Here is a 21,755-nt window from a genome sequence, read left to right as displayed (position 1 = left end):
CCAGCGCGATCCCTATCTGGTGCGCATGTCGCGAACCAAGGCCGGCTCTCCCCACGATCCCCGCGGGGCCGAACGCTTCAACGAGGAGCGCGCGGCCTACACCGTCGCGCGTGCGCAACCGAACCTCGAAGCCGGGGTGGAGGCGATCCGCGAGACGGTGAAGGTGCTCAAGCCGGTGCCGGGCGTCTACCGGATGCTCGATGCGCGCGGCGACGTGCTGTATGTCGGCAAGGCGCGCAGCCTCAAGGCGCGGGTGGCGAACTACACCCAGATCAACGGCCTGTCGGGGCGGCTGCAGCGAATGGTGAGCCAGACCCGCTCGATGGAGATCGTCACCACCAATTCCGAGGCCGAGGCGCTGCTGCTCGAAGCGCAGCTGATCAAGCGCTATCGCCCGCCGTTCAACGTGCTGCTGCGCGACGACAAGAGCTTTCCCTTCATCCTGCTGCGCGCAGATCACGAATTCCCGCGCATCCACAAGCATCGCGGCGCGCGCCGAGCGAAGGGGAATTACTACGGCCCGTTTGCCAGCGCGGGAAGCGTCAACACCACGCTGAATGCGCTGCAAAAACTGTTCCTGCTGCGCAGCTGCACCGACAGCTTCTTCAACAATCGCGACCGGCCCTGCCTGCTCTACCAGATCAAGCGTTGCTCGGCCCCCTGCGTCGATCGCATCTCGACCGAAGACTACGACGATCTCGTCCGGCAGGCGAAGGATTTCCTCGCAGGCAAATCGGGCAAGGTGCAGGCCGATCTCGAAAAGCAGATGGCGAAGGCGGCCGAAGAGCTCGATTTCGAAACCGCCGCGATCCTGCGCGACCGGCTGCGCGCGGCCACCTTCATCCAGGGTAGCCAGGCGATCAATGCCAGCGGCGTTGGCGATGCCGACGTGTTCGCGCTCGCGAGCAAGGGCGGGCATGTCGGGGTGCAGGCGTTCTTCATCCGCGGCGGGCAGAACTGGGGCCACCGCGCGTTCTTCCCTTCGCACACCAAGGAAGTCGACGAGGCCGAGGTGCTCGCCGACGTGATGCTGCAATTCTATGAGGAAGTGCCGCCACCGCCGACCGTACTGGTCGATCGCGACCTGCCCGAACGCGAATTGATGGAAGCGGCGCTTTCGGAAGTGGCAGACCGCAAGGTGGCGATCTCGATCCCGCAACGCGGCGATCGTCGCAAGCTGCTAGCGCAGGCGCAGCGCAACGCGGTCGAGGCGCTGGAGCGGCGGCTGGCCGAGACCGGGACCAGGGCCAAGGTCCATCGCGAACTGGCTGAATTTCTCGAACTCGATGCCCCGCCGCAGCGGATCGAGGTCTACGACAACTCGCACATCCAGGGCGCGAAGGCGGTCGGTGCGATGGTGGTCGCCAGCCCCGAAGGATTCGAGAAATCGCAATACCGCAAGTTCAACATCAAGGAAGCGCAGACAAACGACGACTTCGCGATGATGCGCGAGGTGATGTCGCGGCGGTTTCGCGACATCGCGGCATCCGTTCGTGACGAGCGAAGTCGAGACACCGATGAGAGCGAAACGTCTCGCGACTTCGCTCGCGACGAACGGAAGGCGGATCACAAGAACACACTCCCCGACCTGATCCTCATCGACGGCGGCAAAGGCCAGATTTCCAGCGTCATGGAGGTGCTGGAGGAATACGGGCTGGCGGACGAATTCGCGGTGATCGGCATCGCCAAGGGTCCGCATCACGGGCGCGAGGGGCGCGAGGTGTTCCACTTCCCCGACGGGCGCGAGAAGACGCTGCCGACCAATTCGCCGCTGCTGTTCTACCTCCAGACCCTGCGCGACGAGGTCCACCGCTACGTCATCGGCGCGCACCGGGCGAAGCGCTCGAAAGCGATCACCGCGTCACCGCTCGACGAAATCCCCGGCATCGGCCCGGCCCGCAAACGCGCGCTGCTGCTGCATTTCGGCACCGCGAGCAAGGTCAGGGCGGCGGCGCTGGAAGACCTGCAACGCGCGCCGGGCGTGAGCGAGACGGTGGCGCGGCAGGTGTACGATTTTTACCACGCGGGTGGGTGAGGACAGGTCACGGCGCGCCAGCAAAGCAGGAATACTTTCGTATACGATCTTTCCTGTGGATTCTGATGTGGCCAAACCACGCCAATACGCTATTCGACTGGCAGTTCTCCATATTTCGGGTCGCTCCATGAACTATTCTAGAAGGTCGTTTCTGGTTGGCAGCAGTGCATTTGCGCTCATTTCTTGCGGGGGGGGGGGAGTAGTTCGCCTCCGCCGACCGGGGTGGGCCGACGCCCGTGCCAGCGCCCACGCCCACTCCGACCCCTACACCCACACCCACTCCGAGCCCCACGGGCGGACAGCCCTACGACGCGTCAGCGACGGCGCTGGATCCGTATCTCGCGGCGATCACCAGCGAACTCGTCCTCTACAATGCCAAAGCGAGAAACTATCGCGTTTCGCTGATCGAGACCGATGTCGATCTGATGCGGATGCATATCTGGGATGAGCAGATCGGTCGGCAGGTAGCCGGGTTCGAATTCGAAAACCCCGATTACAACAGATTGCCGGAAAGGGTGCTGCTCAATTCGAGCAATCCTCTGAACGGGCAGCAGTTTTCGGGACTACAGGGCTGGCTCAAGCTCAACGCCAGCGCCATCGTGCCGGGTCCGGGGATCTTGCAGTTCTCCGGACCCGAAACCAGCCGCATCAACCGAGCCAATGTCTCGACGCGTTCCGATTACACCCGACCGAAATCGATCGACGACTTCCAGGAAATCATTCCCGTTGGCCCCGGGCGGAGCCTGACGACGATCCGTGCCGCGCTCGAAAGCCTCTACGCCGGCGGTCGGCTTGCCAACCAGAGCAATCCCAATCAGCTGCCGGTCTGCCTGCGTGCTAACCCGTTCCACCGGATCGCGCTGGTGCTCGATCCCGGGACCTACACGGGGGCGTCCGAGCATGTTCCCGATTGGGTCTATCTGGTGGGCCGCGTCCCGAATAGTGTAGTGATCGAACATGCGCCCGGCGCAACCGGACCGATCATCGAAGGACAGGCGAACACTGGTGCCATCGATCTGACGCTGCGCAACACCGTGCCAAACGGGCCGAGCGGCACCGCGCGCTATGCATGGCACACCGACTTCGTTCATGGCGTGCAGACCCCCGATTCCGAAGGCGATATCAATCGCGACTACGCAGTCGATTTTCGGCGAGTTAAGTTCATTGTCGGACACTCCGCCCAGATTCAGGCCTTCGGCTCCGGCATCGGCGTGCAGGCTTCGGTAAACTTCATCGACTGCGAACTCGATTGCGAGAGCACCAGCTATCGCGGCCCGCTCGTCACGGCCAACAACAGCTCCGGGACGATCGGCGGAGGACGGTTCACCTTTGCCAATTGCCGCGATGTAAGCGGCAGGGACGCGTCGGCAACGACCATCGGCGTTCAGTCCAAGACCGATGCGACGAACCCCAACATTGTCGAGGTCAACGATTGTCAGGGCTTCGCGAGCATCGCCCTGTCACCGGGAACCCTCGGCGTGTTTCCCGGCAAGTGGCGGCTCACCGGCAATACACCGATGATGGTGGTGTCTTTCATCCCGGGTGACATGCTGGGCTGACGCCGGGCTCTCCTGCATTTCAGCAAGGGCCACCAGCACGGCGATGGCGATCGGTGGATACGAAAAGCGGAGCAGGCACCTGGTGCCCGCTCCGCATGTTTCGTCCAGTATTCTGCGCGGGCCTAGAGCCCGTCGACGCTCTTGCTGACGAGGATGTTGACCGCCACGCGGCGGTTCTGGGCCTTGCCATAGGCGGTGCTGTTGTCCGCCGCCGGATCGGATTCGGCCATCCCGGTCGGGGTCAGCATGCGCCACGGCTTCCATCCGCATTGCTGCTGCAAGTAATTGGTCACCCGCGCGGCGCGGCGTTCGCTGAGCTCCTGGTTGATTTCGTAGCTGCCGGTCGAATCGGTATAGCCGACCACCAGCAACAGCGCGTTGTCCATCGCTTCGGCCTGGGAAGCGGCGCTGCACAGCTCGTTGCGGGCTTCGGCCGACAGGTTGTACTTGCCGGTGTCGAAATAGACGTTGGTCGTGCCCTTGATGTTGTACTTGTCGATATCGCCGACCCGTCCGCGCAGCGCCTCGGTCGCGGCGGCGTTCTCTGCGATCGCGAATTCGTTCTGGCCGAACCGCTGTTCGGTACCGTTGCGGATCATCGATGCGGTCTTGAGATCGGTGTTCTTGAGCTTGATCCGGCTGGCGACCAGCGCGCCGCCCCACGAGACCGTCCGGACTTCGACCGGCAGGCCGTTGAGCAGCTGGTCGGCACCGAGCGATGCCCGGCTGAGACCGAGGAAGCCGCCGCTCGAGCGGATTTCCGTGCCTTCGCTCAGGCGGAATACGGAGGTCGTGCCGCCGGGGCTCGTCACCTGCACCTGATCGCCGTTGCGCGCCGAAATGAACCCTTCGATTTCAGGACCTTCGGCGAGGCCCGACAGATCGGCGGGCGGCGAACCGTAGACCGTCGTGAGCACTTCGGTGTCGTCCTGATCCGGGACCGGATACGGCTGTTGTGCGTAGAGGCCACCCGTCACCGGAATGGCCAGCATGCCCGCCAGCGCAAGCGCCCTGGGCGTATTCGAAATGATTGTCATCGCATTACTCCTTCAACTCCGCCGGCCCGCCTGAAATGGTCGAGGCGTTTCGTTCGACCGTCCCCCGCGACGGTCTCGCCGGCTGCAGAAGCCCCCAAAATTGCGGTATCGAATTGTTGCAGCGGATGTGCCGCACGTGGTCATCATGGCCCTCCAACTGTCACCCAAACCTTGCTGCCAGATGAACAACATTGTCATCGCAGACCGATCAGTAGTCAATTCGAGCGCACCGTGCGGCGAACCGTTATGCACCGTCGCTGCGCATGGCTGAGAATCGCAAGAGCCCGGCTCGTGCGGGACGAACCGGGCTCTGCGTGATCGGGCCGGGCGCGGCCGGACGCGATGCTATTGCGGATAGGTCCAGGTCGTGCCGCGCGCGAGGTTTTCGCTGGCGAAGGCCCAGTTGATCTTGGATCCGACCACCGCGTCGAGATAGGCCGGGCGGGCGTTCTGGTGGTCGAGGTAGTAGGCGTGCTCCCACACGTCGATCGTGAGCAGCGGGTTGAAATCGCTGTCGGCGAGCGTGTCACCGTCATGCGTTTCCTCGATCGAAAGCTTCCCGTTCTTCTCGGCGAGCCAGACCCAGCCGCTGGCGAAGTGGCCTGCGCCGCGATCCTTCAGCTGTTTCTTGAGCTCATCGACCGAACCGAAAGCCTCTTCGATCTTGGCCTTGAGCTCGGCCGATGGCGCGGTCTCTTCAGCGGCCATTGAATGCCAGTAGAAGGCGTGGTTCCAGCTCTGCGCGGCGTTGTTGAACAAGCCCTGATTGCTCCCGCGCGCCGCGGCCACGATCGCCTCCATCGGCTTGTCCGCGTGATCGGTGCCTTCGATCGCGTCGTTCATCTTGGTGACGTAGGCGTTGTGGTGCTTGCCGTGGTGGAACGACAGCGTGTTGGCGGAGATGGCCGGCTGCAGAGCGGTGTCGGCATAGGGAAGGTCGATGAGTTTGAAAGCCATGGTGGGTCCCTCTCTTTTTGGGGTTTTCGTCCGTTGTTAAACCAATGCGCGGGGCGGATATAAGTTGCAAATCTTCCCGGAAAACCCGCCGGACAGATGAAATCAGGCGGCGGCCAAGAGATCGCGCCGGAATTCCGCATCGCTCCGCAATTGCGAATGCTCGACCCACGTCGAGTGCACTCCGCTCGAAATCTTGTGCGGGAGCGCCGCACGGCAAATGGGGCCACTGGCGATGTCGGAGGCATCGAGAATTGCGAGTTCGGATGTGCCGGCATTCTCGTTGATGAGAAAGGTGACCAGATACCCAACGTCCTCCGAATTCGCCCCGCTTTTCGGCACCATCGGGCTCTCGCTGGCATAGATGTCGTCGGGCAGTTGGTAGACTTGCTCGTCACCGGTCAAGGTATCGTGCCTGACATAGCCGTTGAACAGGAACCAGCCGGGCCGGGTGGTGGTCGACCAGACATAGCGCGACTTCCGCATCAGGTAGTCGGGGTTGATCATCCCGAACTCGACGATGCTGTCCGACAGGCGCTCTTCGACGGTCGCGCCGGTCTCGAGGTTGAAACGCCAGCGGTGCAGGCGCGGCAGGAAGGAGTGCTCGTCGACATAGGCCATCATGTGGCTGTATTCGCCGGCTTCCTCGATCGGGTCGGGCATCGGCTTGTCCTGGTAATAGCCTTCGAGCACGACTTCGTCGCCGTCCTCCCACGCATTGGTCCAGTGCAGGACATAGGTCGGCGCGGCTTCGAACCAGCGGATATCCTCCGCCTGTCCGTGGCGCGGGATCAGCGCGAACCGGGTCGGCACACCTTCGTGGATGCGCGCAGCGTGGATGTCGCGCTTCAGCAGGTCTGCGTCCCAGAACAGCGGCATGTCGTTGAGGATCGACCAGTTCTTCGTGATCGCCATGTCGTGCGGCAGGCGCGGGCCGGGCAGCGGGATCGGCGTGTAGTGCACGAGCTTCCCCGCCCGATCGACGACGCCGTAATGCATGAAGGGCGGATGCTTCGAATAGTTGAAGAACATCAATTCGCCGGTTTCCTCGTCGACCTTGGGATGCGCCGAAACGCCATCGAGCGGGCCCCAGGGGGCCTTGCCGAGATTGTCCAGAGTTACGGGATCGAGCATCCACGCTTCACCGCATTGATAAAGCGTCGCCAGCGCCGTCCCGGCATGGACGATAATGTCGGTCGATCCGGTGTCCTTGAGACTTCCATGCGCACCGAAACCGGGGCGCTTGGAGAGCGCCGGCGGGTCCATCAGCCCGCCCCACAGCGCGCCGCCCGCGATCTGTTCCGCGGCAAAGCACTGGGTGCGCACGAACCGGTTGCGGTAGCTGGCCTTGCCGCCGCTGATCGAGACCTGGTGGATCATCGCATCGCCATCGAACGGGTGATGGCGACCGAGCGGCTGGTGCACCGGATTCTCGGTATTGCGCAGATAGATGCCGTCGATATCCGCCGGGATTTCGCCTTCGATCACCTCCAGCTCATCGACGTCGACCTCTTCATGGCACGGCGTCCACGGCCCGCTGAGATAGGGATGGTTCGACGGCTCGAGCGTCGTGACGACCGGCGGATGGCGCGTGACTGGCATGATCTGATCTCTCCCGTTCGGTCCGGACCTTAAACCACCGGCGAGCGCGTGGAAATATCTTCGGCCCGCGAGCAAATTTGACCTCGATCAATGTTATCATGCGCAACCTGCGTCAGAGTCGCATCATCGAAGGAGACCGGACCATGAAATCGATTCTGCTGCATATCGATGGCGACAGCTGCATGGAGGCGCGGATGCAGGTGGCGCTGGACATCGCGCGCGCGACCGGCGGTCATATCACCTGCCTGCAGTCGGTCAGTTACGAGGTGTTTGCACCCGGCGACTTCTACGGATCGGCGATGGCGGCGGCATTGCCGAGGATCAAGGAGGCTGCCGAGGAATTGCGCGCAACAATCGAAACCGATCTCGCCAACGAGGACGTCTCGTGGGAATGGCAGTTCCTGTACGGGATGCCGGAGCACCGGCTGCTCGAACAATCGCCGCTGCACGACATCATCGTCGTCGGCCCCAACGATGTCGGCGAAGAAGGCAAGCGCGCGTCGCGCATGGTTGGCGAACTGGTGCTGAAGGCGCGGACTCCCGTGCTGGTCGTGCCCGGCGAAACGAGGCGGCTCGACATGTCGGACCCGGCGCTGGTGGCCTGGAACGGGTCGTCGGAGGCGTGCGTTGCCCTGCGCGCTGCGACGCCGTTGCTGGCGCTTTGCAGCAAGGTCTTTCTCGCCACCATTTCCGAACAATCGGATCAGCAGCGGTTCGACTTTCCGCCGACGTCGGGGGCGAAATATCTCAGCCGCCACGGGATCGAGGCGGAGCTGGTCGAGATACCGCGCGGCGATGCGAAAATCAGCGAGACGCTGTTCTCGGCAGCGCAGCTGCGCGAATGCGGGATGATGGTGATGGGTGCCTATGGCCACTCACGCTTGTCGGAAATGCTGCTGGGCGGGGTGACCCGGCGCTCGCTCACCGATCCCCAGCTGCCGATTTTCCTGGCGCACTGAGTTTTTGCGCGCGTCCATCCGGACGCGCGGTTTCCTCGATCATGCGACCTGAAGGTGGCATCGCTGCGGGCGGCCTTGCAGATGTGCTTTGCACGTCTGCGTCTTCGACTTCGACTCCGCCCTTGCGGCGCTTTGCGCCGATTGGGCCCTACTGCACTCCCTTTCGCCGCCGCATCATGCCTTCTTGCGCGACGCTCGCGACCAGGTCTCCCGCGCGGTTGAATATCCTTCCGCGGTTGAAGCCGCGTCCGCCGCCCGACCATGGGGCGTCGGTGCAGTACAGCAGCCATTCGTCCGCGCGTGCCTCCCGGTGGAACCAGATCGCGTGGTCGAGGCTCGCGCCGACCAGTTCGCCGCGCATCCACGACAGGCCGTGCGGCAAGGCGCTGGTGCCGAGCAGGGTGTAGTCGCTGGCGTAGGTGATGACCGCGCGGTGCAGCGCCGGATCGTCGGGGAGGGGTGCGGCGGTGCGGAACCATGTGTGCGCCCGCGGCGCGCGCGGTTCGCTGTTCATCCAGTGCAGCTTGTCGAGCGTGCGCATCTCGATCGGGCGCGGGCGCAGCATGAGCGTGCGCTGCGCCTCGGACAGCCGATCGCCCATCGTCTCCACCATCTCGTGGCGCATTTCCATGTCGGATTTGAGTTCTTCCGGCCCGGCGACATCGGGCATCGGCGCATCGACATGTTCGAGGCCGTCTTCGGGCACCTGGAAACTGGCGGTGAGGTTCAGGATCGGGGTGCAGGAACCGTCCTCGTTCTCCTGCACGGCGACCACCCGGCGGTTGGCGAAGCTGCGCCCGTCGAAATCGCGCTGGATGCGGTATTCGATTGGCGGACCCTCCCTGCCGCCGCGCAGGAAATAGGCATGCAGCGAATGCGCCTGCTTGCCTTCGGGCACGCTCAACTGCGCGGCCTGCAGCGCCTGCGCCAGCACCTGCCCGCCGAACACGCGCCCCATCCCGCCTTTCTGCGGGCGGCCGATAAACACATCGGCGCAGGCCTTGTCGACGGTGAGGAGCTTCACCAGCCCGGCGACGAGCTGTTCACGGGTGCGTGTGTCGGTCATCGCGCGATCCCATGCGGGGCGGCGCGGGAGAGGTCAAGCGCGTGCGTCAGCCGGCCAGGCCGAGCCTGCGCAGCGCGCGAAAGGCGTAGGCGCGAGCGCGGTTTTGCGCGGGCCAGCGCCGGGGCGCGGCGGGGGCGAATCCGCGCTGGCGCAGCAGGTGGTTGAATCCGCGCGCATCGCTTTCGTTGTAGCTCCAGCCAGAGCGCCAGGTGATCGACAGGGAGATCGAGGAGTCCTGGCCGTTGCGCACGAAATGCGGAGCCATGACCGGCACGTATACTGCATCGCCGGGGCCGAGCGGATATTCGCAGCCATGCACGTCGAACTCGTCGCGCCAGGTCAACTCGCGCGGTCCGCCGGAATGGTAGCTTTCGTGCATTTCGTCGGGCGCGAAGCGCGGATCGCCGGCGGCAAACTGTGTCATCACTTTCGACCCTGCGACCTGCAGCAGGATGTTGTGTTCGGGGTCGAAATGGTATGGGGTTACGGCGTTCGGACTGGAGATGAAGACGAAGCCCTGCGGGGTCAGCATCGGTCCGGTCTTCGCTTCGATCTCGTCCTTCAACTCGCCCAGCAAATCGTGCAGCAGTGCCTGATACGAGGGCACCTGCTCGACGTTCTTGAGCACCGCCCAGCTGTTCGCTTCGTGCACCCGGCGGATGGTTTCGGCGATCGATAGCCCCGTGCCGCCCGGCTTGCCGTCGACCCCGATCGGCAGGTCGCCGCGATTGTATTCGACGCTCGATTGCGGAAGCCGCTCGGCAAGATCGGCGAGCGCATCGATGTCGAGCAAGGGATGCCGGTCGAGCGCATGGCGAAGCCGGTGCGGTCCTTCGGGGTAATGGGCGGCGAAGGTTGCGCACGCCTCGGCATCGAACACGTTGGGCGCGGAGGATCGCAGCGGCGTCCAATGCGTGACAGGGGCGTTCATGCGGCGCTCCGGGTGCGGTTTTCAAAGGCCATCAGGCGGGCAAAGAGCGCGCGACGCACACGCCCGCCGATTGCGACATTGCGGCTCGTGAGCGACCGCTTCTCGCGCCACAGCCGCTCGATCATGGGATGCCCTTCGACGGCGCAACTGTCAGCCCATGCGATGTCGTCGCGATCGAGCAGAGCGAGGTTCTCGAGCTGCAGCAGCATGCCGGGAGAGAACCGTGCGTAACGCTCGTCGAACGCGGTCTTGAAACTGTAGACGCCGGGCGGGGTGACGAAATTGGCGAGCATCGCGATCGGTCGGCCATCGAGCCGCAAGGCCAGCCGTTCGAGCCGCCCCGCCTGCGCAGCCCCCGCCATCGTCGCGGTGAAGAACGCGCGCGTCGCGTCGGTATTCGCGAGTGCCGAACCGGCTTCGCCCTTCCATCCTGCGGCTTCGAGCGCGAGGAAATCGGCGATCCAGCGCTGGAGGCCATCGGCGTCATCGCACCGCTCAAAGGTGAGCGCGCCTTCCTCAGCCAGCCGCTTGTGCTGTCGGCGTAGTTCCTTGCGCTTCTTCGCGGTCATCGATCGGGCGAGGTAATCCTCGGGCGAGAGGTCCGACGCCAGCATCGCGCGCGATTGTTCGAGGGCGGTGTTGCTGCGGCGTCCTTCCTCGGCCAGCACCGCTTGCAAGGTGCGTTCGAGGGGGCCGTCCGTGGGCAGCGACGGAAGGTGCAGAAACAGCGCGCGGCCAGGGGCGCGATCGAAATGACCGAACAGCGCATGCCAGAACTGCCGCTCGCATCCCCGCGCCACCATCGGCGCCCCGCAAAAGGCATTGGCATGCAGCCAGCTTGCGGCGTGCGGGACGGGGTAGCCGTAATAGTTCGCGGTCAGACCGATCGAGATCAATCCTGCCAGCTCGCCCCCTGTGTAGAGCGCCAGCAACCGGATATCGGCCCCGTCTCCCAACGCGCCGATCGATGGCAGCACGAACCACGCTTCGGCGAAGGGATTGGGCTCGCTCGCCCGGTCCGACAGAAGCCGCCATGCATCGACGAAGGACGGGTCTACCGCCTGTTCGACGGAGATGCGGCGCAGCTGTTCGAGGCGACCGGATACTTGGTCGGCCGCTGCAGCTGTCCTCCGCAGGTCGGGCGCGTTTGCAAGGTCCATCGCGTTAACCGTCTCCGGGCGCACGGGACTGCGCGCCACGATCCTCCATGCCACAGGCCGATTAACAAAGGTTTTGTCGCGTTTACGGTGTCCGGCCACGGGACTGGGGCGCGGCAAAAGTTAACCCCGCCCGGATCGCTCCGGACGGGGTCGAACTTTCCGGCAGTCCCCGCCAAGGCGGGGACCGGGTGCGGCGTGATGCTCCCGCCTGCGCGGAAGATCACCCTATGATCAATGCGCCCCAGCCAGTGCGGCGAGCAGCAGCAGCGCCACGATGTTGGTGATCTTGATCATCGGGTTCACGGCCGGGCCGGCGGTGTCCTTGTAGGGATCGCCCACGGTGTCACCGGTCACTGCGGCCTTGTGGGCTTCCGAGCCCTTGCCGCCGTGATTGCCGTCTTCGATGTACTTCTTGGCGTTGTCCCACGCCCCGCCACCGGCGGTCATCGACAGCGCGACGAACAGCCCGCCCACGATCACGCCGAGCAGCAGCGCGCCGAGCGCGGCGAAGCCGTTGTCCTGACCTGCGATCGCGGTGATCACGAAGTAGACCACGACCGGCGCGAGCACCGGCAGCAGCGACGGGATGATCATTTCCTTGATCGCGGCCTTGGTCACCAGATCGACGGTGCGCGCATAGTTTGGACGGCTGGTGCCTGCCATGATGCCCGGATCGCCGGCGAACTGCTCGCGCACGTCCTTCACCACGTCACCGGCCGCGCGGCCCACGGCGGTCATGCCCATCGCACCGAACAGGTACGGCAGCAGCGCGCCAAGGAACAGGCCGACGATCACATACGGGTTCTCGAGGCTGAAGCTGACTTCGCCGTTGGTGAGATCGCCGTCGAGGAACGCCGGGAAGAACACCCGCAGATCGGTGGTGTAGGCGGCGAACAGCACCAGCGCGCCGAGGCCCGCCGATCCGATCGCATACCCCTTGGTCACCGCCTTGGTGGTGTTCCCGACCGCGTCGAGCAGATCGGTCTTTTCGCGCACGCTCTCGTCGAGGCCCGCCATTTCGGCGATGCCACCGGCATTGTCGGTCACCGGACCATAGGCATCGAGCGCCACGACCATACCCGCGAGCGCGAGCATCGCGGTCGCAGCGTAGGCAATGCCCATCAGGCCAGCCAGCTGGAACGCGACGATGATCCCGCTGACGATCACGATCGTCGGCAGAGCGGTTGATTCGAGGCTGATCGCCAGCCCCTGAATCACATTGGTGCCGTGGCCGGTTTCCGAAGCCTTGGCGATCGAGCGGACCGGCCGGAAGCCCGTTCCGGTGTAGTACTCGGTGATCCAGATGATCAGGCCGGTGATGACCAGACCGAGGAACGCGCACAGGAACAGGTCCACACCGGTAAACTCGACCATGCCGAGGCCCGGATTGATCACGGTGTTCATGTCGGTGCCCGCCGTGCCCAGCGCATGTGCGGTCACGACCCAGATGAGCGGAATTGCCAGAACGGCAGAGACAAGGAAGCCCTTGTACATCGCGCCCATCACGTTCGTGCCGCCGCCAAGGCGGACGAAGTAGGTGCCGATGATCGAGGTGACGATACACGCCCCGCCGATCAGCAGCGGCAGCGCCATCAGCGGCAGCAGCAACTCGCCGACCGAGGTCAGCAGCAGTGCTGTCAGCACCATCGTCGCGCCTACGGTCACCACATAGGTTTCGAACAGGTCGGCAGCCATGCCGGCGCAGTCGCCGACGTTGTCGCCGACATTGTCGGCAATGGTCGCAGGGTTGCGGGGGTCATCCTCGGGGATGCCCGCTTCGACCTTGCCCACCAGGTCGGCACCGACATCGGCAGCCTTGGTGAAGATCCCGCCGCCGAGACGCGCGAAGATCGAGATCAGCGAAGCACCGAAGGCGAGACCGACGAGCCCGTCGATCACCTTGCGGTCGGTCACTTCGAGAGCCATCGGGCCGACGAGTACGTAGAAGAACACGGCGATCGCGAGCAGCGCGAGACCGGCGACCAGCATCCCTGTGATCGCGCCCGCGCGGAACGCCAGCGTCAGACCCTGCTGCAGGCCGGTTTCGGCGGCGGCTGCGGTGCGGACGTTGGCGCGCACCGAGATGTTCATGCCGATATATCCGGCGATGCCCGAAAGCACCGCACCGACGACGAAACCGACTGCCGGGATCGGGCCGAGGAACACCCCGACAATGATCGCGACCACCACGCCGACCATGCCGATCGTGGTGTATTGACGGTTGAGATAGGCCTGCGCGCCCTCTTTGATCGCGCCTGCGATCTCGCGCATCTTGTCATTGCCGTCGGCGGCGTTGACCACTTGCCGGCTGGTAACGAAGCCGTAGATCACGGCGAGCAGTCCCAGCCCGATTGAAATAAGAATAAGGTCCACGGAGCAATCCCCTCTTCAGCGTGGAAGACTTTTTGGAAGTGCGCTTGTCTTGAAATCCCACGAGCGCAATGGCGACCCTCATAGGGATTGAACCGCATGTGACAAGTCCGGAATCGGCAGAACTCCGCCAAATTCACCAGTTTCGCTAGGCGCTCCGGCGGCGCGTCGCTCAGCCGTGGCTATAGCCGAGCGTTTCCGGGCTCCGCAGCGGGGTTTCGCCGAGGATCACCGGCGCGTTCATCTGCGCCTCGACCATGCCGATGCGGGTCGCCTCGACCGGCAATCGCGTTTCAGGCGGGGCCGCGAACAGCAATTCGTAATCTTCACCCCAGCGCAGGCAATCGTCGAGCCGTGCAGGCTCAACCACCGGAATGGTCTCGCTCTCGAGCCGCAGGGTCACCTCGTTGACGGTTGCCATCCGCCAGGCATCGAGCAGCAGGCCGTCCGACACGTCCATCATCGCGCTGACGTGCGGTGCCAGCGCGCGGCCTTCGGCGAGGCGCGGATGGGGGCGGTTGAAGGCATCGCTGTGCCGTTCGCTCCCTTCGAAACCGAGCATGGCCCCGCCAAGTGTTCCGGTAAGATACAGGGCATCGCCCGCGCTCGCGCCGCGTCGTGAGGGAACGGGCAGGTGGGTGGCGCGGCCGATCGCGGTAATCCCGAAGGTGCTCGCTCCAGTCGACGAAATCGTGTCTCCGCCAAGCAGCGGGACACCGAAGACCGCCAGCGCTTCGCGCAGTCCCGACAGGAAGCCCGCATCGTCGCCGCCCAGGGTGTGGCCCAGCAGCACGCCGATAGGTTCGGCGCCCTTGGCAGCCAGATCGGAAAGATTCTGCGCGACCAGCTTCCACGCGACATCCGACAAATCGGCATCGGGGCGGAAATGCGTGCCTTCCGCCATCATGTCGTGATTGATGATCAGCGTTTCATCGCCGAAGTCGAGCACGGCGCAATCGTCTTCGAGTCCACGCGCCCCCGGATGCAACGGCAATTCCCGCAGACCTGCGAGAAAATCCATTTCATTCATTATGTTATTATGATCCCAAACTCTATCCCGAGACCGTTTTAAACGCCGCGGCGCGCTTGTAAATTGATCAAAATGCAAGTGTTGCACGGAACGCTTCAAAGGCGTCAGTCGCGGACCTGTTTCGCAACCGCGTCGAGCACCCCGTTCGCGAATTTTGCTTCGCGATCGTCGAAGAAGGCCTTGGCGACGTCGACATATTCGCTGATCGCCGTTGCCGTCGGTACATCGGGGCGGGCAAGCAGCTCGTAAGCACCGGCACGCAGCACCTGCAGCATGGTCTTGTCGAGCCGGGCCAGCGTCCAGCCTGCGGCGAGTCGTTCGATTACGATCCCGTCGATCTCCTCGCGCCGTGCATCGACTCCGCGCACGATGTCGTCGAAGAACGCCACCTCGGCGTCGGCAAAGACCTCGCCCTCGTGCTCGTCGTCGTCGACCTCGCGGCCCAGCCGGTGCTGGTGGAATTCGTCGAGCAGCTTGGTAAGGGCGGTGCCCTCCATCTGCTGCTGGTACAGCGCCTGGACGGCGGCCAACCGCGCGGCGGAGCGGGCTTGCGATCGGGCGGCGGTGTTCATTTGATCCGGAGCTCCACCGATTTGGCGTGGGCGGGCAGGCCCTCCGCGTGGGCGAGGCGGGCGGCGGCCGGTGCGATACGGGCGAAGCTCGCATCGTCGAGACTGATGAAGCTGGTTCGCTTCATGAAATCGAGCACCGAGAGCCCGCTGGAAAAGCGCGCCCGCCGCCCGGTCGGCAGGACGTGGTTGGGACCGGCCACATAGTCACCCAGCGCTTCGGGCGTCATGCGGCCGAGAAAGACGCTGCCCGCATGACGGATGTGCGGCAGCATCGCTTCGGGGTCGTCGACCGCCAGTTCTAGGTGTTCGGCGGCGAGGCGGTTGGCCAACGCGGGTGCCTCCTCGACCAGGTCGTTGACGACGATGATCGCGCCATGTGCCTCCCAGCTTTCGCGGGCGGTCTTCCCGGTTGCGAGCTGCGACAGCTGCACATCGATCCGGTCTTCGACCAACGCGGCAAAACCGGCATCGTCGGTGATCAGGATCGATTGCGAGGTCGGGTCGTGCTCGGCCTGGCTGAGCAGATCGGCGGCGATCCAGTCGGGATCGTTCTTGCCATCGGCGATCACGAGAATCTCGCTTGGCCCCGCGACCATGTCGATCCCGACCACGCCGAAAAGCTGGCGCTTGGCCTCGGCGACATAGGCGTTGCCGGGGCCGGTTATCACATCGACCGGCGCGATTCGCCCGGTGCCATAGGCCAGCGCGGCGATCGCGTGCGCGCCGCCGACGCGCCAGATCTCGTCGACACCGGCGATATGCGCCGCCGCGAGCACCAGCGGGTTGGTCTTGCCATGCGGAGTCGGGGTGACCACCGCCACGCGCCCGACCCCGGCGACCTTGGCCGGTATCGCGTTCATCAGCAACGAAGAGGGGTAGGCCGCGCGACCGCCGGGAACATACAGTCCCGCCGCATCGACCGCTCGCCAAATCGCGCCGAGCCGCACTCCGGCCTCGTCGGTATAGTCGCGGTTCTCGGGCAGCTGTTCCTCGTGATAGGCGCGGATGCGGCGGGCCGCGAGGTCAAGCGCGTCGCGCAGGTCCGGTTCGAGTTCCGCGTAGGCTTCGGCGCATGTCTCCGCGTCGATCGACCAGTCGGCGTCCTCGACCAGCGGGTAATCATCGAAGCGCTGAGTGTATTCGACCAGCGCCTTGTCTCCGCGCGTTTTCACGGAGTCGAGGATACTCGTGACCTGTCCCGCGACGTCGCCATCGGCTTCGCGGCGGGCGTTGACAAGCCGGTCGAAACGCCGAGCGAAATCGGGTTCGAGGCTGGAGTAGAACTTCATCAGGCCGCGTTCCTTGCGATTTCTCGCGCCTCGGCATCCTCACGGAACGCGCTCACCAGCGCGGCGACGCGGCGATCGGTCTTGAGCGCGGCGCGATTGACGATCAGCCGCGCCGAGATGTCGAGAATGCGGTCGGTTTCGACCAGCCCGTTCTGCTTGAGCGTGCGCCCGGTCGACACGAGATCGACGATCTGCCGCGCGAGGCCGAGCGACGGCGCCAGTTCCATCGCGCCGTTCAGCTTGACGCATTCGGCCTGAATACCGCGCTGTTCGAAATGGCGGCGGGTGAGATTGGGATACTTGGTCGCGACCCGCAGGTGGCTGACGCCTGCTGCTTCTTCGGAATCGTCCGCCATCCGGGCGACAGAGAGGCGGCAATGTCCGATGTCGAGATCGACCGGTGCGTAGAGATCGGCGTAATCGAATTCCTCGATCACGTCCGATCCCACGATCCCGACCTGCGCCGCTCCGTGTGCCACGAAGGTTGCGACGTCGAACGCGCGCACACGGATCAGCCGCATGTCTTCACGCGTGGTGGCGAATGACAGCGCGCGGTTGGCCTTGTCGTGAAAGCCATCCTCGGGCACCACTCCGGCACGCGCCATGACCGGCAGCGCTTCATCGAGGATGCGCCCCTTCGGCACCGCGAAGGTCAGCGGACCGGCTGGGATATCGGACGCGTCGAGAGTCATTGCGCCGCGGCACTTAGGCACTGCACCGGCAAAGGGCAATGCCGCCAACGAGTGGGAGATTGCATGACCGACACCGAACGAACCAGTGATGTGATGCAGATCGAGGAGTTCGATGCGGCGATCGCATGGCAGGCCGATCATGCCGAGATCAACCATGCACCCTGCACCGCGCGGGTGATCCGGGCGCTCGCCAAGGTTCGAGAGACCGATACCGCGACGGGGCGGCGCATGGCCTCATGGGAGGGACTGACGCTCAAGGATGCGATGCCGCTGAGGATCGCAGGCGGGTTTCACCACCTGCTGCTGTCGGGCGAGGATGAGCGGCTGGCGCGGGTCTACAGCGGGCAGATCGTCGATCAGGGGCAGGTCGATGCGCTGGTGTGCGAGCTGGTCGAGACCTACGATACCCAGCTGCTGCCGTGGCTCGACGGGCCGCCGCAAACCAACGAGGCGGGTCGTTCCGCGAGCATCATGGCCGGGTTGTTGTGGCTGGCGCAGCGCGTGGTGCCGCGGTTCGAACTGTTCGAGCTTGGCGCGAGCGCGGGCGTCAACACCATGCTGGATCGCTATCATTTCCAGCTCGGCGAAACCGCGGTCGGGCCGGCGGATTCGCCGATGCGGATCGAGCCGGAGTGGCGCGGCGAGGGCTCGCCCCCCGCGCCACCCGCCGATTTCGAGATCGTCGATATTCGCGGCTGCGATGTCGCCCCGATCGACCTGTCCGATCCGGCCAGCGCCCTGCGGCTCAAGAGCTATGTCTGGCCCGATGCGCCCGGACGGATGGCGCGGATCGATGCCGCGATCGAACTGGCGCGCGCCGATCCGCCCGACCTCGTCAGGATGGATGCGGGCGAATTCACAACCGCCATCCTCGAATGGCCCCGAAAAGGCGGTGCGACGCGGGCGATGTTTCATTCGATCATGTGGCAATACATGCCCGCCGCGACGCAGCAGGCCATTACCGCAGCGATGGAGGCGGCCGGGGCCGCGGCCACGCCCGACCGGCCGCTGGCGTGGATTTCGCTGGAGACCGATCCCGCGACCTTCCGGCACGAGCTCAAGGTGCGATACTGGAACGGCAGCGACCGGGACGGCGAGACGCATCTGCTGAGCCACGCCCACCCGCATGGCGCGTGGGTGGAGTGGGCGGGGCGTTAGCCCGCGAGAAATGCCTCCATCGCCACGTTGACCTTGTCCGGCGCCTCCCACGGGACGAAGTGTCCGCAATCCGGCACGCGCACGATGGTGAGCGGATCGACGATGTCGTCCAGCCCTTCGAGATTTTCGGGCGGGAGCGCGAGATCGTCGAGCGCCCAGATCACCAGCGTGGGGATGGTAAGCTTCGGCAGGGATGGCGGCGTGTAGCCTTCGGGGACTTCGAATGGCTGGTCCATCGTCGGCACGTCGATCGGGCTGGCGCGATAGTAGTTGAGCATCCCGAACGCGGCGTCGCGGTTCTGCCAGTCGCGCAGCAGCGCCTCGCGCTCTGCCGGTTCCATCGCGCTCGGGCGGTCCCACTTGACCTCTTTCAGCAGCAATCCGGTGAGGCCCTGATCCTTGACAAGCGCATCGTTGGCGGGATCGCGGAAGCCGCGGATATACTGGCTCGCCTCGCGCTGTTGCGGATTGGTGTAGAGCAGCTTCTGGAAAATCGCCGGATGCGGGGCGTTGGCGATCACCGCGCGTTCGACCCGCATGTGCTGGCCGCCCAGCGCCACGCCCCAAGCGATCGCGCCGCCCCAATCGTGGCCGACGATGGTGAACTTCGCGATGTTCAGCGCGTCGGCGAGCAGGAAGATATCGCCGATCAGCTTGTCCGGAGTGTAGGCTTCGACCTGCTGCGGCTTCGATGATGCACGATAGCCGCGCTGGTCGGGAGCGATGCAGCGGTAGATGCCTGAGAAGTGCTTGATCTGATGCCGCCAGGTGCGGTGGCTTTCGGGAAAGCCGTGCAGGAAGATCAGCACCGGCGCATCGACCGGGCCCTCGTCGACGACATCGAGATGGATTCCGTTGGCCAGCTCTACGCGTTTCTGCTCCATCCCGCTCAGCCGTCCTCTTCCATGCGTTTCATGTAACCGCCCGCGACCATCGCGGCGACCTGATCGAACAGCGCATCGGGCGTGCGGCGCATTTCGCCCATGCCCGCTTCCATGCCCTGCGCGACGATGATCTCGCGCTCGCCGCTGGCGATCCCGTCGAGCATGGCTGCGGCGGCGTCCGCTGCGGGAATGCCCTCGTCGATCACCTTGTCGCTGCGTCCGCGCTTGCTGCCATCGCCGACCATCGCATTGCGGGCGACATCGGTGGCGACCGAGCCGGGATAGATGACATGCACACTGACGCCGGTTTGCGACAGCTCGGCACGCAGTGCGTCGCCGTATCCGGCAAGGCCGAACTTCACCGCGCTGTAGGCGGTGCGCATCGGCACTCCGACCTTGCCCGCGATTGAGGAGATGAACGCGAGAGCGCCGGATCCGCGCTCGGCCATGTGTCCGATCAGGCCCTGTGCGAACGCAATCTGCGCGGTGAGGTCGATATCGATGATGTCGCGATAGACCTGCATGTCGGTGTTGAGCGCGCGGCTGCGCTGCGATACCCCGGCATTGGCGACAGCGAGATCGACCCCGCCTTTCCATGCAATCGCCTTCGCCGTAGCGTCGGCGAGCGCAGCATTGTCGCGGACGTCGAAGGGCAGGATCAGCGTTTCGCCGCAGTCCGCCGCGACCTCGGCCAGCCTGCCTTCATCCCGCCCCGACAGGACCACATGCGCGCCGCGCGAAGCGAGATCGCGCGCCAGCGCCGCGCCGATCCCCGACGAGGCCCCGGTAATCCACGCCACCTTGCCCTGATAATCCATTTCGTTCTCCCGTGTCTCAGGGATAGCTGACGGTCTTGGGCACTTCGGGCAAGGGGATAAATTCCTCGTCGTCGCCCGGAACCTTGGGGAACCGACCTTCGCGCCAGTCTTCTTTCGCCTGGTTAATCCGTTCGCGATCCGAGCTGACAAAATTCCAGAACACGTGGCGCCTGGTTGAGAAGGCCTCGCCACCGAGCAGCATCACGCGGCCGCCGGTTTCGCTCGCAAGCGTCATCACCTTGCCCGGTGCCAGCACCGCGAGCCGGTAGATTTCGAGCGGCACGCCATCGACGCTCGCTTGGCCGCTGACCAGCATGACGGCGCGCTCGTCGGCCTCGGATTCGATCGGCAGCGAACCGGTCGCACCGAGCACGATCTCGGCATAGATCGTGTCGGCATAGGTCGTGGTCGGCGCGCGCTTGCCCCACAGTTCGCCCATGATCACCCACGCCTTGGCGCACTGGTCTTCGATAAGCGGCAATTCGCTCACCGCCTCGAACGCCGGGTCGATCTCCTCGCGCCCGTCGGGCAGCGCAAGCCAGGTCTGCATCCCGAACAGCTTGGGTCCTGCATCGCGCTCTGCTTGCGGGCTGCGTTCGGAATGCACGATCCCGCGTCCGGCGGTCATCAGGTTCACGGTGCCGGGGCGGATCGTCGAAAAACTGCCGATGCTGTCGCGATGATCGATCGCGCCCCCAAACTCTCCGGCGAACAGCCAGGTGACTGTCGCGAGATTGATGTGCGGATGCGGGCGGACGTCCATTGCCGCGCCCTGATCGAGCTGCGCGGGGCCGAACTCGTCGACGAAGATGAAGGGGCCGACCATCGTCCGCTCGCGCGAAGGCAGCACGCGGCGCACCTCGAACTGGCCGAGATCGTGGGTGACGGGGGTGATCGTCTGGGTGATCATGGGTTCAACTCCTGTTCGATCATGTCGGCGATGTTGACCGGAAAGACCGCCTCGGGCCAGTCGCGCAGCTCGGCTACCGTAAACCAGCGGTGCTCGGTCATCAGGCATTGTTCGAGCTCGGTGTGGTTGGCCGTGTCGATCCGAGCTTCGGCGACCCGTACGAGGTAGTAGCGCTCGTCTGCGCGCACCGGTTCGCCCTCGACGGTGACGAATTCGGGCGTGGTCCGCGCGATCTGCGAACCCGGATCGGCGGTAATCCCGGTCTCCTCGAACAGTTCGCGCCGCGCCGCCTCGTCGAAGCTTTCGTCCGGCTCGCATTCGCCCCCGGCGGTAACCCAGAAGGGCGGGCGGTTCGGCACGTCGAACCGGAACATCAGCGCGCGATCGTCCGGATCGAGCACGATGATCCGGGCAGCGCGGCGCAGGCGCTTTTGGGCCGGTGCATCCACTATTGCGGCGCGCCTGCTCTGATCGCCACCGCGTGCACCCGTTCGCCGACGATGTCGCCCAGCGCCGCGATCACCGCGCGCTGGCGGGCGAGGCGGCTCATGCCGGCAAAGGCAGCGGCTTCGATCACCACCGTGAAGTGCGATTCGCCCGATCCGTCATCGCCCGAATGCCCGGCGTGATGCGCGCTGTCGTTGATCACGTCGAGCCGGGTCGGCGAAAACGCGTCGGTCAGCCGGGCAGTGATTTCATCGGCGATCGCTCCGCTCATGGTGATTTGTC

General features: G+C 64.8%; 20 protein-coding genes. 4 read left to right on the top strand and 16 right to left on the bottom strand.

The features are described from left to right. The first annotated feature begins 25 nt into the window (after positions 1-25). A complete protein-coding gene (gene uvrC, locus KDC96_RS08090; RefSeq protein ID WP_212452183.1) occupies positions 26-2,035 on the top strand; it encodes an excinuclease ABC subunit UvrC in 2,010 nt (669 codons plus the stop codon). Between the two features lie 236 nt (positions 2,036-2,271). Further along, the gene (locus tag KDC96_RS08085) at positions 2,272-3,594 is read left to right on the top strand and encodes a hypothetical protein (protein WP_212452181.1); all 1,323 of its coding nucleotides are present in this window, start codon (positions 2,272-2,274) and stop codon (positions 3,592-3,594) included. Positions 3,595-3,716: 122 nt separating this feature from the next. Here the strand turns inward: KDC96_RS08085 and KDC96_RS08080 are convergent, their stop codons facing one another. The 3 genes from KDC96_RS08080 to KDC96_RS08070 form a co-directional block, all read right to left on the bottom strand. Beyond that, positions 3,717-4,631 (bottom strand): OmpA family protein, encoded by a 915-nt coding sequence (locus KDC96_RS08080; RefSeq protein ID WP_212452179.1) that lies wholly within the window; start codon positions 4,629-4,631, stop codon positions 3,717-3,719. Positions 4,632-4,976: 345 nt separating this feature from the next. After that, a complete protein-coding gene (locus tag KDC96_RS08075; RefSeq protein ID WP_212452177.1) occupies positions 4,977-5,588 on the bottom strand; it encodes a superoxide dismutase in 612 nt (203 codons plus the stop codon). 102 nt (positions 5,589-5,690) lie between these two features. Further along, complete coding sequence (locus KDC96_RS08070; RefSeq protein WP_212452174.1) at positions 5,691-7,187, bottom strand: carotenoid oxygenase family protein; 1,497 nt, start codon at positions 7,185-7,187, stop codon at positions 5,691-5,693. Positions 7,188-7,330: 143 nt separating this feature from the next. On the opposite strand from KDC96_RS08070, the gene KDC96_RS08065 reads away from it, so the two are divergent. Then, positions 7,331-8,146: a universal stress protein gene (locus KDC96_RS08065; RefSeq protein WP_212452172.1), complete on the top strand. Its 816-nt coding sequence runs from the start codon at positions 7,331-7,333 to the stop codon at positions 8,144-8,146. Between the two features lie 148 nt (positions 8,147-8,294). Here KDC96_RS08065 and KDC96_RS08060 read toward each other — a convergent pair whose 3' ends face one another. The 8 genes from KDC96_RS08060 to hisG all read right to left on the bottom strand — a co-directional run bounded on the left by KDC96_RS08060 (position 8,295) and on the right by hisG (position 17,256). Beyond that, positions 8,295-9,212, bottom strand: coding sequence for an acyl-CoA thioesterase II (locus KDC96_RS08060; protein ID WP_212452170.1), 918 nt, complete (start codon positions 9,210-9,212; stop codon positions 8,295-8,297). 46 nt (positions 9,213-9,258) lie between these two features. Further along, positions 9,259-10,143, bottom strand: a complete 885-nt coding sequence (locus KDC96_RS08055; RefSeq protein ID WP_212452168.1) for a transcriptional regulator — start codon at positions 10,141-10,143, stop codon at positions 9,259-9,261. Next, entirely contained in the window at positions 10,140-11,342 is a 1,203-nt protein-coding gene (locus KDC96_RS08050) for a GNAT family N-acetyltransferase (RefSeq protein WP_249171979.1), read from the bottom strand. Before KDC96_RS08050 ends, KDC96_RS08055 begins: the two co-directional genes overlap by 4 nt. A gap of 192 nt (positions 11,343-11,534) precedes the next feature. Further along, a complete protein-coding gene (locus tag KDC96_RS08045; protein WP_212452166.1) occupies positions 11,535-13,676 on the bottom strand; it encodes a sodium-translocating pyrophosphatase in 2,142 nt (713 codons plus the stop codon). A 169-nt stretch (positions 13,677-13,845) separates the two neighbouring features. Beyond that, positions 13,846-14,703 (bottom strand): thiamine-phosphate kinase, encoded by an 858-nt coding sequence (thiL, locus tag KDC96_RS08040; RefSeq protein WP_212452164.1) that lies wholly within the window; start codon positions 14,701-14,703, stop codon positions 13,846-13,848. Between the two features lie 104 nt (positions 14,704-14,807). After that, positions 14,808-15,275, bottom strand: coding sequence for a transcription antitermination factor NusB (gene nusB / locus KDC96_RS08035; protein ID WP_212452161.1), 468 nt, complete (start codon positions 15,273-15,275; stop codon positions 14,808-14,810). Further along, positions 15,272-16,564 (bottom strand): histidinol dehydrogenase, encoded by a 1,293-nt coding sequence (gene hisD, locus KDC96_RS08030; RefSeq protein ID WP_212452152.1) that lies wholly within the window; start codon positions 16,562-16,564, stop codon positions 15,272-15,274. The genes nusB and hisD overlap by 4 nt, the downstream gene beginning before the upstream one ends. Then, positions 16,564-17,256, bottom strand: a complete 693-nt coding sequence (gene hisG / locus KDC96_RS08025) for an ATP phosphoribosyltransferase (RefSeq protein WP_212452150.1) — start codon at positions 17,254-17,256, stop codon at positions 16,564-16,566. The genes hisD and hisG overlap by 1 nt, the downstream gene beginning before the upstream one ends. 63 nt (positions 17,257-17,319) lie before the next feature. Between hisG and KDC96_RS08020 the strand changes: the two genes are divergently transcribed. Next, a complete protein-coding gene (locus tag KDC96_RS08020) occupies positions 17,320-18,414 on the top strand; it encodes a DUF2332 domain-containing protein (RefSeq protein ID WP_212452148.1) in 1,095 nt (364 codons plus the stop codon). Here KDC96_RS08020 and KDC96_RS08015 read toward each other — a convergent pair. The 5 genes from KDC96_RS08015 to KDC96_RS07995 are packed head-to-tail and all read right to left on the bottom strand — an operon-like array spanning position 18,411 to position 21,744. Next, complete coding sequence (locus tag KDC96_RS08015; RefSeq protein WP_212452146.1) at positions 18,411-19,298, bottom strand: alpha/beta fold hydrolase; 888 nt, start codon at positions 19,296-19,298, stop codon at positions 18,411-18,413. The genes KDC96_RS08020 and KDC96_RS08015 overlap by 4 nt on opposite strands. A 5-nt stretch (positions 19,299-19,303) precedes the next feature. Continuing rightward, positions 19,304-20,116, bottom strand: coding sequence for an SDR family NAD(P)-dependent oxidoreductase (locus KDC96_RS08010; RefSeq protein ID WP_212452144.1), 813 nt, complete (start codon positions 20,114-20,116; stop codon positions 19,304-19,306). Between the two features lie 16 nt (positions 20,117-20,132). Continuing rightward, entirely contained in the window at positions 20,133-21,026 is an 894-nt protein-coding gene (locus KDC96_RS08005; protein ID WP_212452142.1) for a pirin family protein, read from the bottom strand. Next, entirely contained in the window at positions 21,023-21,475 is a 453-nt protein-coding gene (locus tag KDC96_RS08000; protein ID WP_249171978.1) for an NUDIX hydrolase, read from the bottom strand. Before KDC96_RS08000 ends, KDC96_RS08005 begins: the two co-directional genes overlap by 4 nt. Beyond that, complete coding sequence (locus KDC96_RS07995) at positions 21,475-21,744, bottom strand: BolA family transcriptional regulator (protein WP_212452140.1); 270 nt, start codon at positions 21,742-21,744, stop codon at positions 21,475-21,477. The genes KDC96_RS08000 and KDC96_RS07995 overlap by 1 nt, the downstream gene beginning before the upstream one ends. Positions 21,745-21,755: the final 11 nt, after the last annotated feature.

Origin of the sequence: Erythrobacter sp. JK5 (assembly GCF_018205975.1) — a bacterium.
Classification (GTDB): domain Bacteria; phylum Pseudomonadota; class Alphaproteobacteria; order Sphingomonadales; family Sphingomonadaceae; genus Erythrobacter.
The sequence above is the reverse complement of the archived record's forward strand: the minus strand, read 5'-3'. Positions and strand labels throughout refer to the sequence as shown.

Bases quoted from the DNA above. Each gene is read 5' to 3' on its own strand.
- uvrC (WP_212452183.1), top strand. From the start codon at position 26: ATGTCGCGAACCAAGGCCGGCTCTCCCCACGATCCCCGCGGGGCCGAA.
- KDC96_RS08080 (WP_212452179.1), bottom strand. From the start codon at position 4,631: ATGACAATCATTTCGAATACGCCCAGGGCGCTTGCGCTGGCGGGCATG.
- KDC96_RS08075 (WP_212452177.1), bottom strand. From the start codon at position 5,588: ATGGCTTTCAAACTCATCGACCTTCCCTATGCCGACACCGCTCTGCAG.
- KDC96_RS08070 (WP_212452174.1), bottom strand. From the start codon at position 7,187: ATGCCAGTCACGCGCCATCCGCCGGTCGTCACGACGCTCGAGCCGTCG.
- KDC96_RS08065 (WP_212452172.1), top strand. From the start codon at position 7,331: ATGAAATCGATTCTGCTGCATATCGATGGCGACAGCTGCATGGAGGCG.
- KDC96_RS08060 (WP_212452170.1), bottom strand. From the start codon at position 9,212: ATGACCGACACACGCACCCGTGAACAGCTCGTCGCCGGGCTGGTGAAG.
- KDC96_RS08055 (WP_212452168.1), bottom strand. From the start codon at position 10,143: ATGAACGCCCCTGTCACGCATTGGACGCCGCTGCGATCCTCCGCGCCC.
- thiL (WP_212452164.1), bottom strand. From the start codon at position 14,703: ATGAATGAAATGGATTTTCTCGCAGGTCTGCGGGAATTGCCGTTGCAT.
- nusB (WP_212452161.1), bottom strand. From the start codon at position 15,275: ATGAACACCGCCGCCCGATCGCAAGCCCGCTCCGCCGCGCGGTTGGCC.
- hisD (WP_212452152.1), bottom strand. From the start codon at position 16,564: ATGAAGTTCTACTCCAGCCTCGAACCCGATTTCGCTCGGCGTTTCGAC.
- hisG (WP_212452150.1), bottom strand. From the start codon at position 17,256: ATGACTCTCGACGCGTCCGATATCCCAGCCGGTCCGCTGACCTTCGCG.
- KDC96_RS08020 (WP_212452148.1), top strand. From the start codon at position 17,320: ATGACCGACACCGAACGAACCAGTGATGTGATGCAGATCGAGGAGTTC.
- KDC96_RS08015 (WP_212452146.1), bottom strand. From the start codon at position 19,298: ATGGAGCAGAAACGCGTAGAGCTGGCCAACGGAATCCATCTCGATGTC.
- KDC96_RS08010 (WP_212452144.1), bottom strand. From the start codon at position 20,116: ATGGATTATCAGGGCAAGGTGGCGTGGATTACCGGGGCCTCGTCGGGG.
- KDC96_RS08005 (WP_212452142.1), bottom strand. From the start codon at position 21,026: ATGATCACCCAGACGATCACCCCCGTCACCCACGATCTCGGCCAGTTC.
- KDC96_RS07995 (WP_212452140.1), bottom strand. From the start codon at position 21,744: ATGAGCGGAGCGATCGCCGATGAAATCACTGCCCGGCTGACCGACGCG.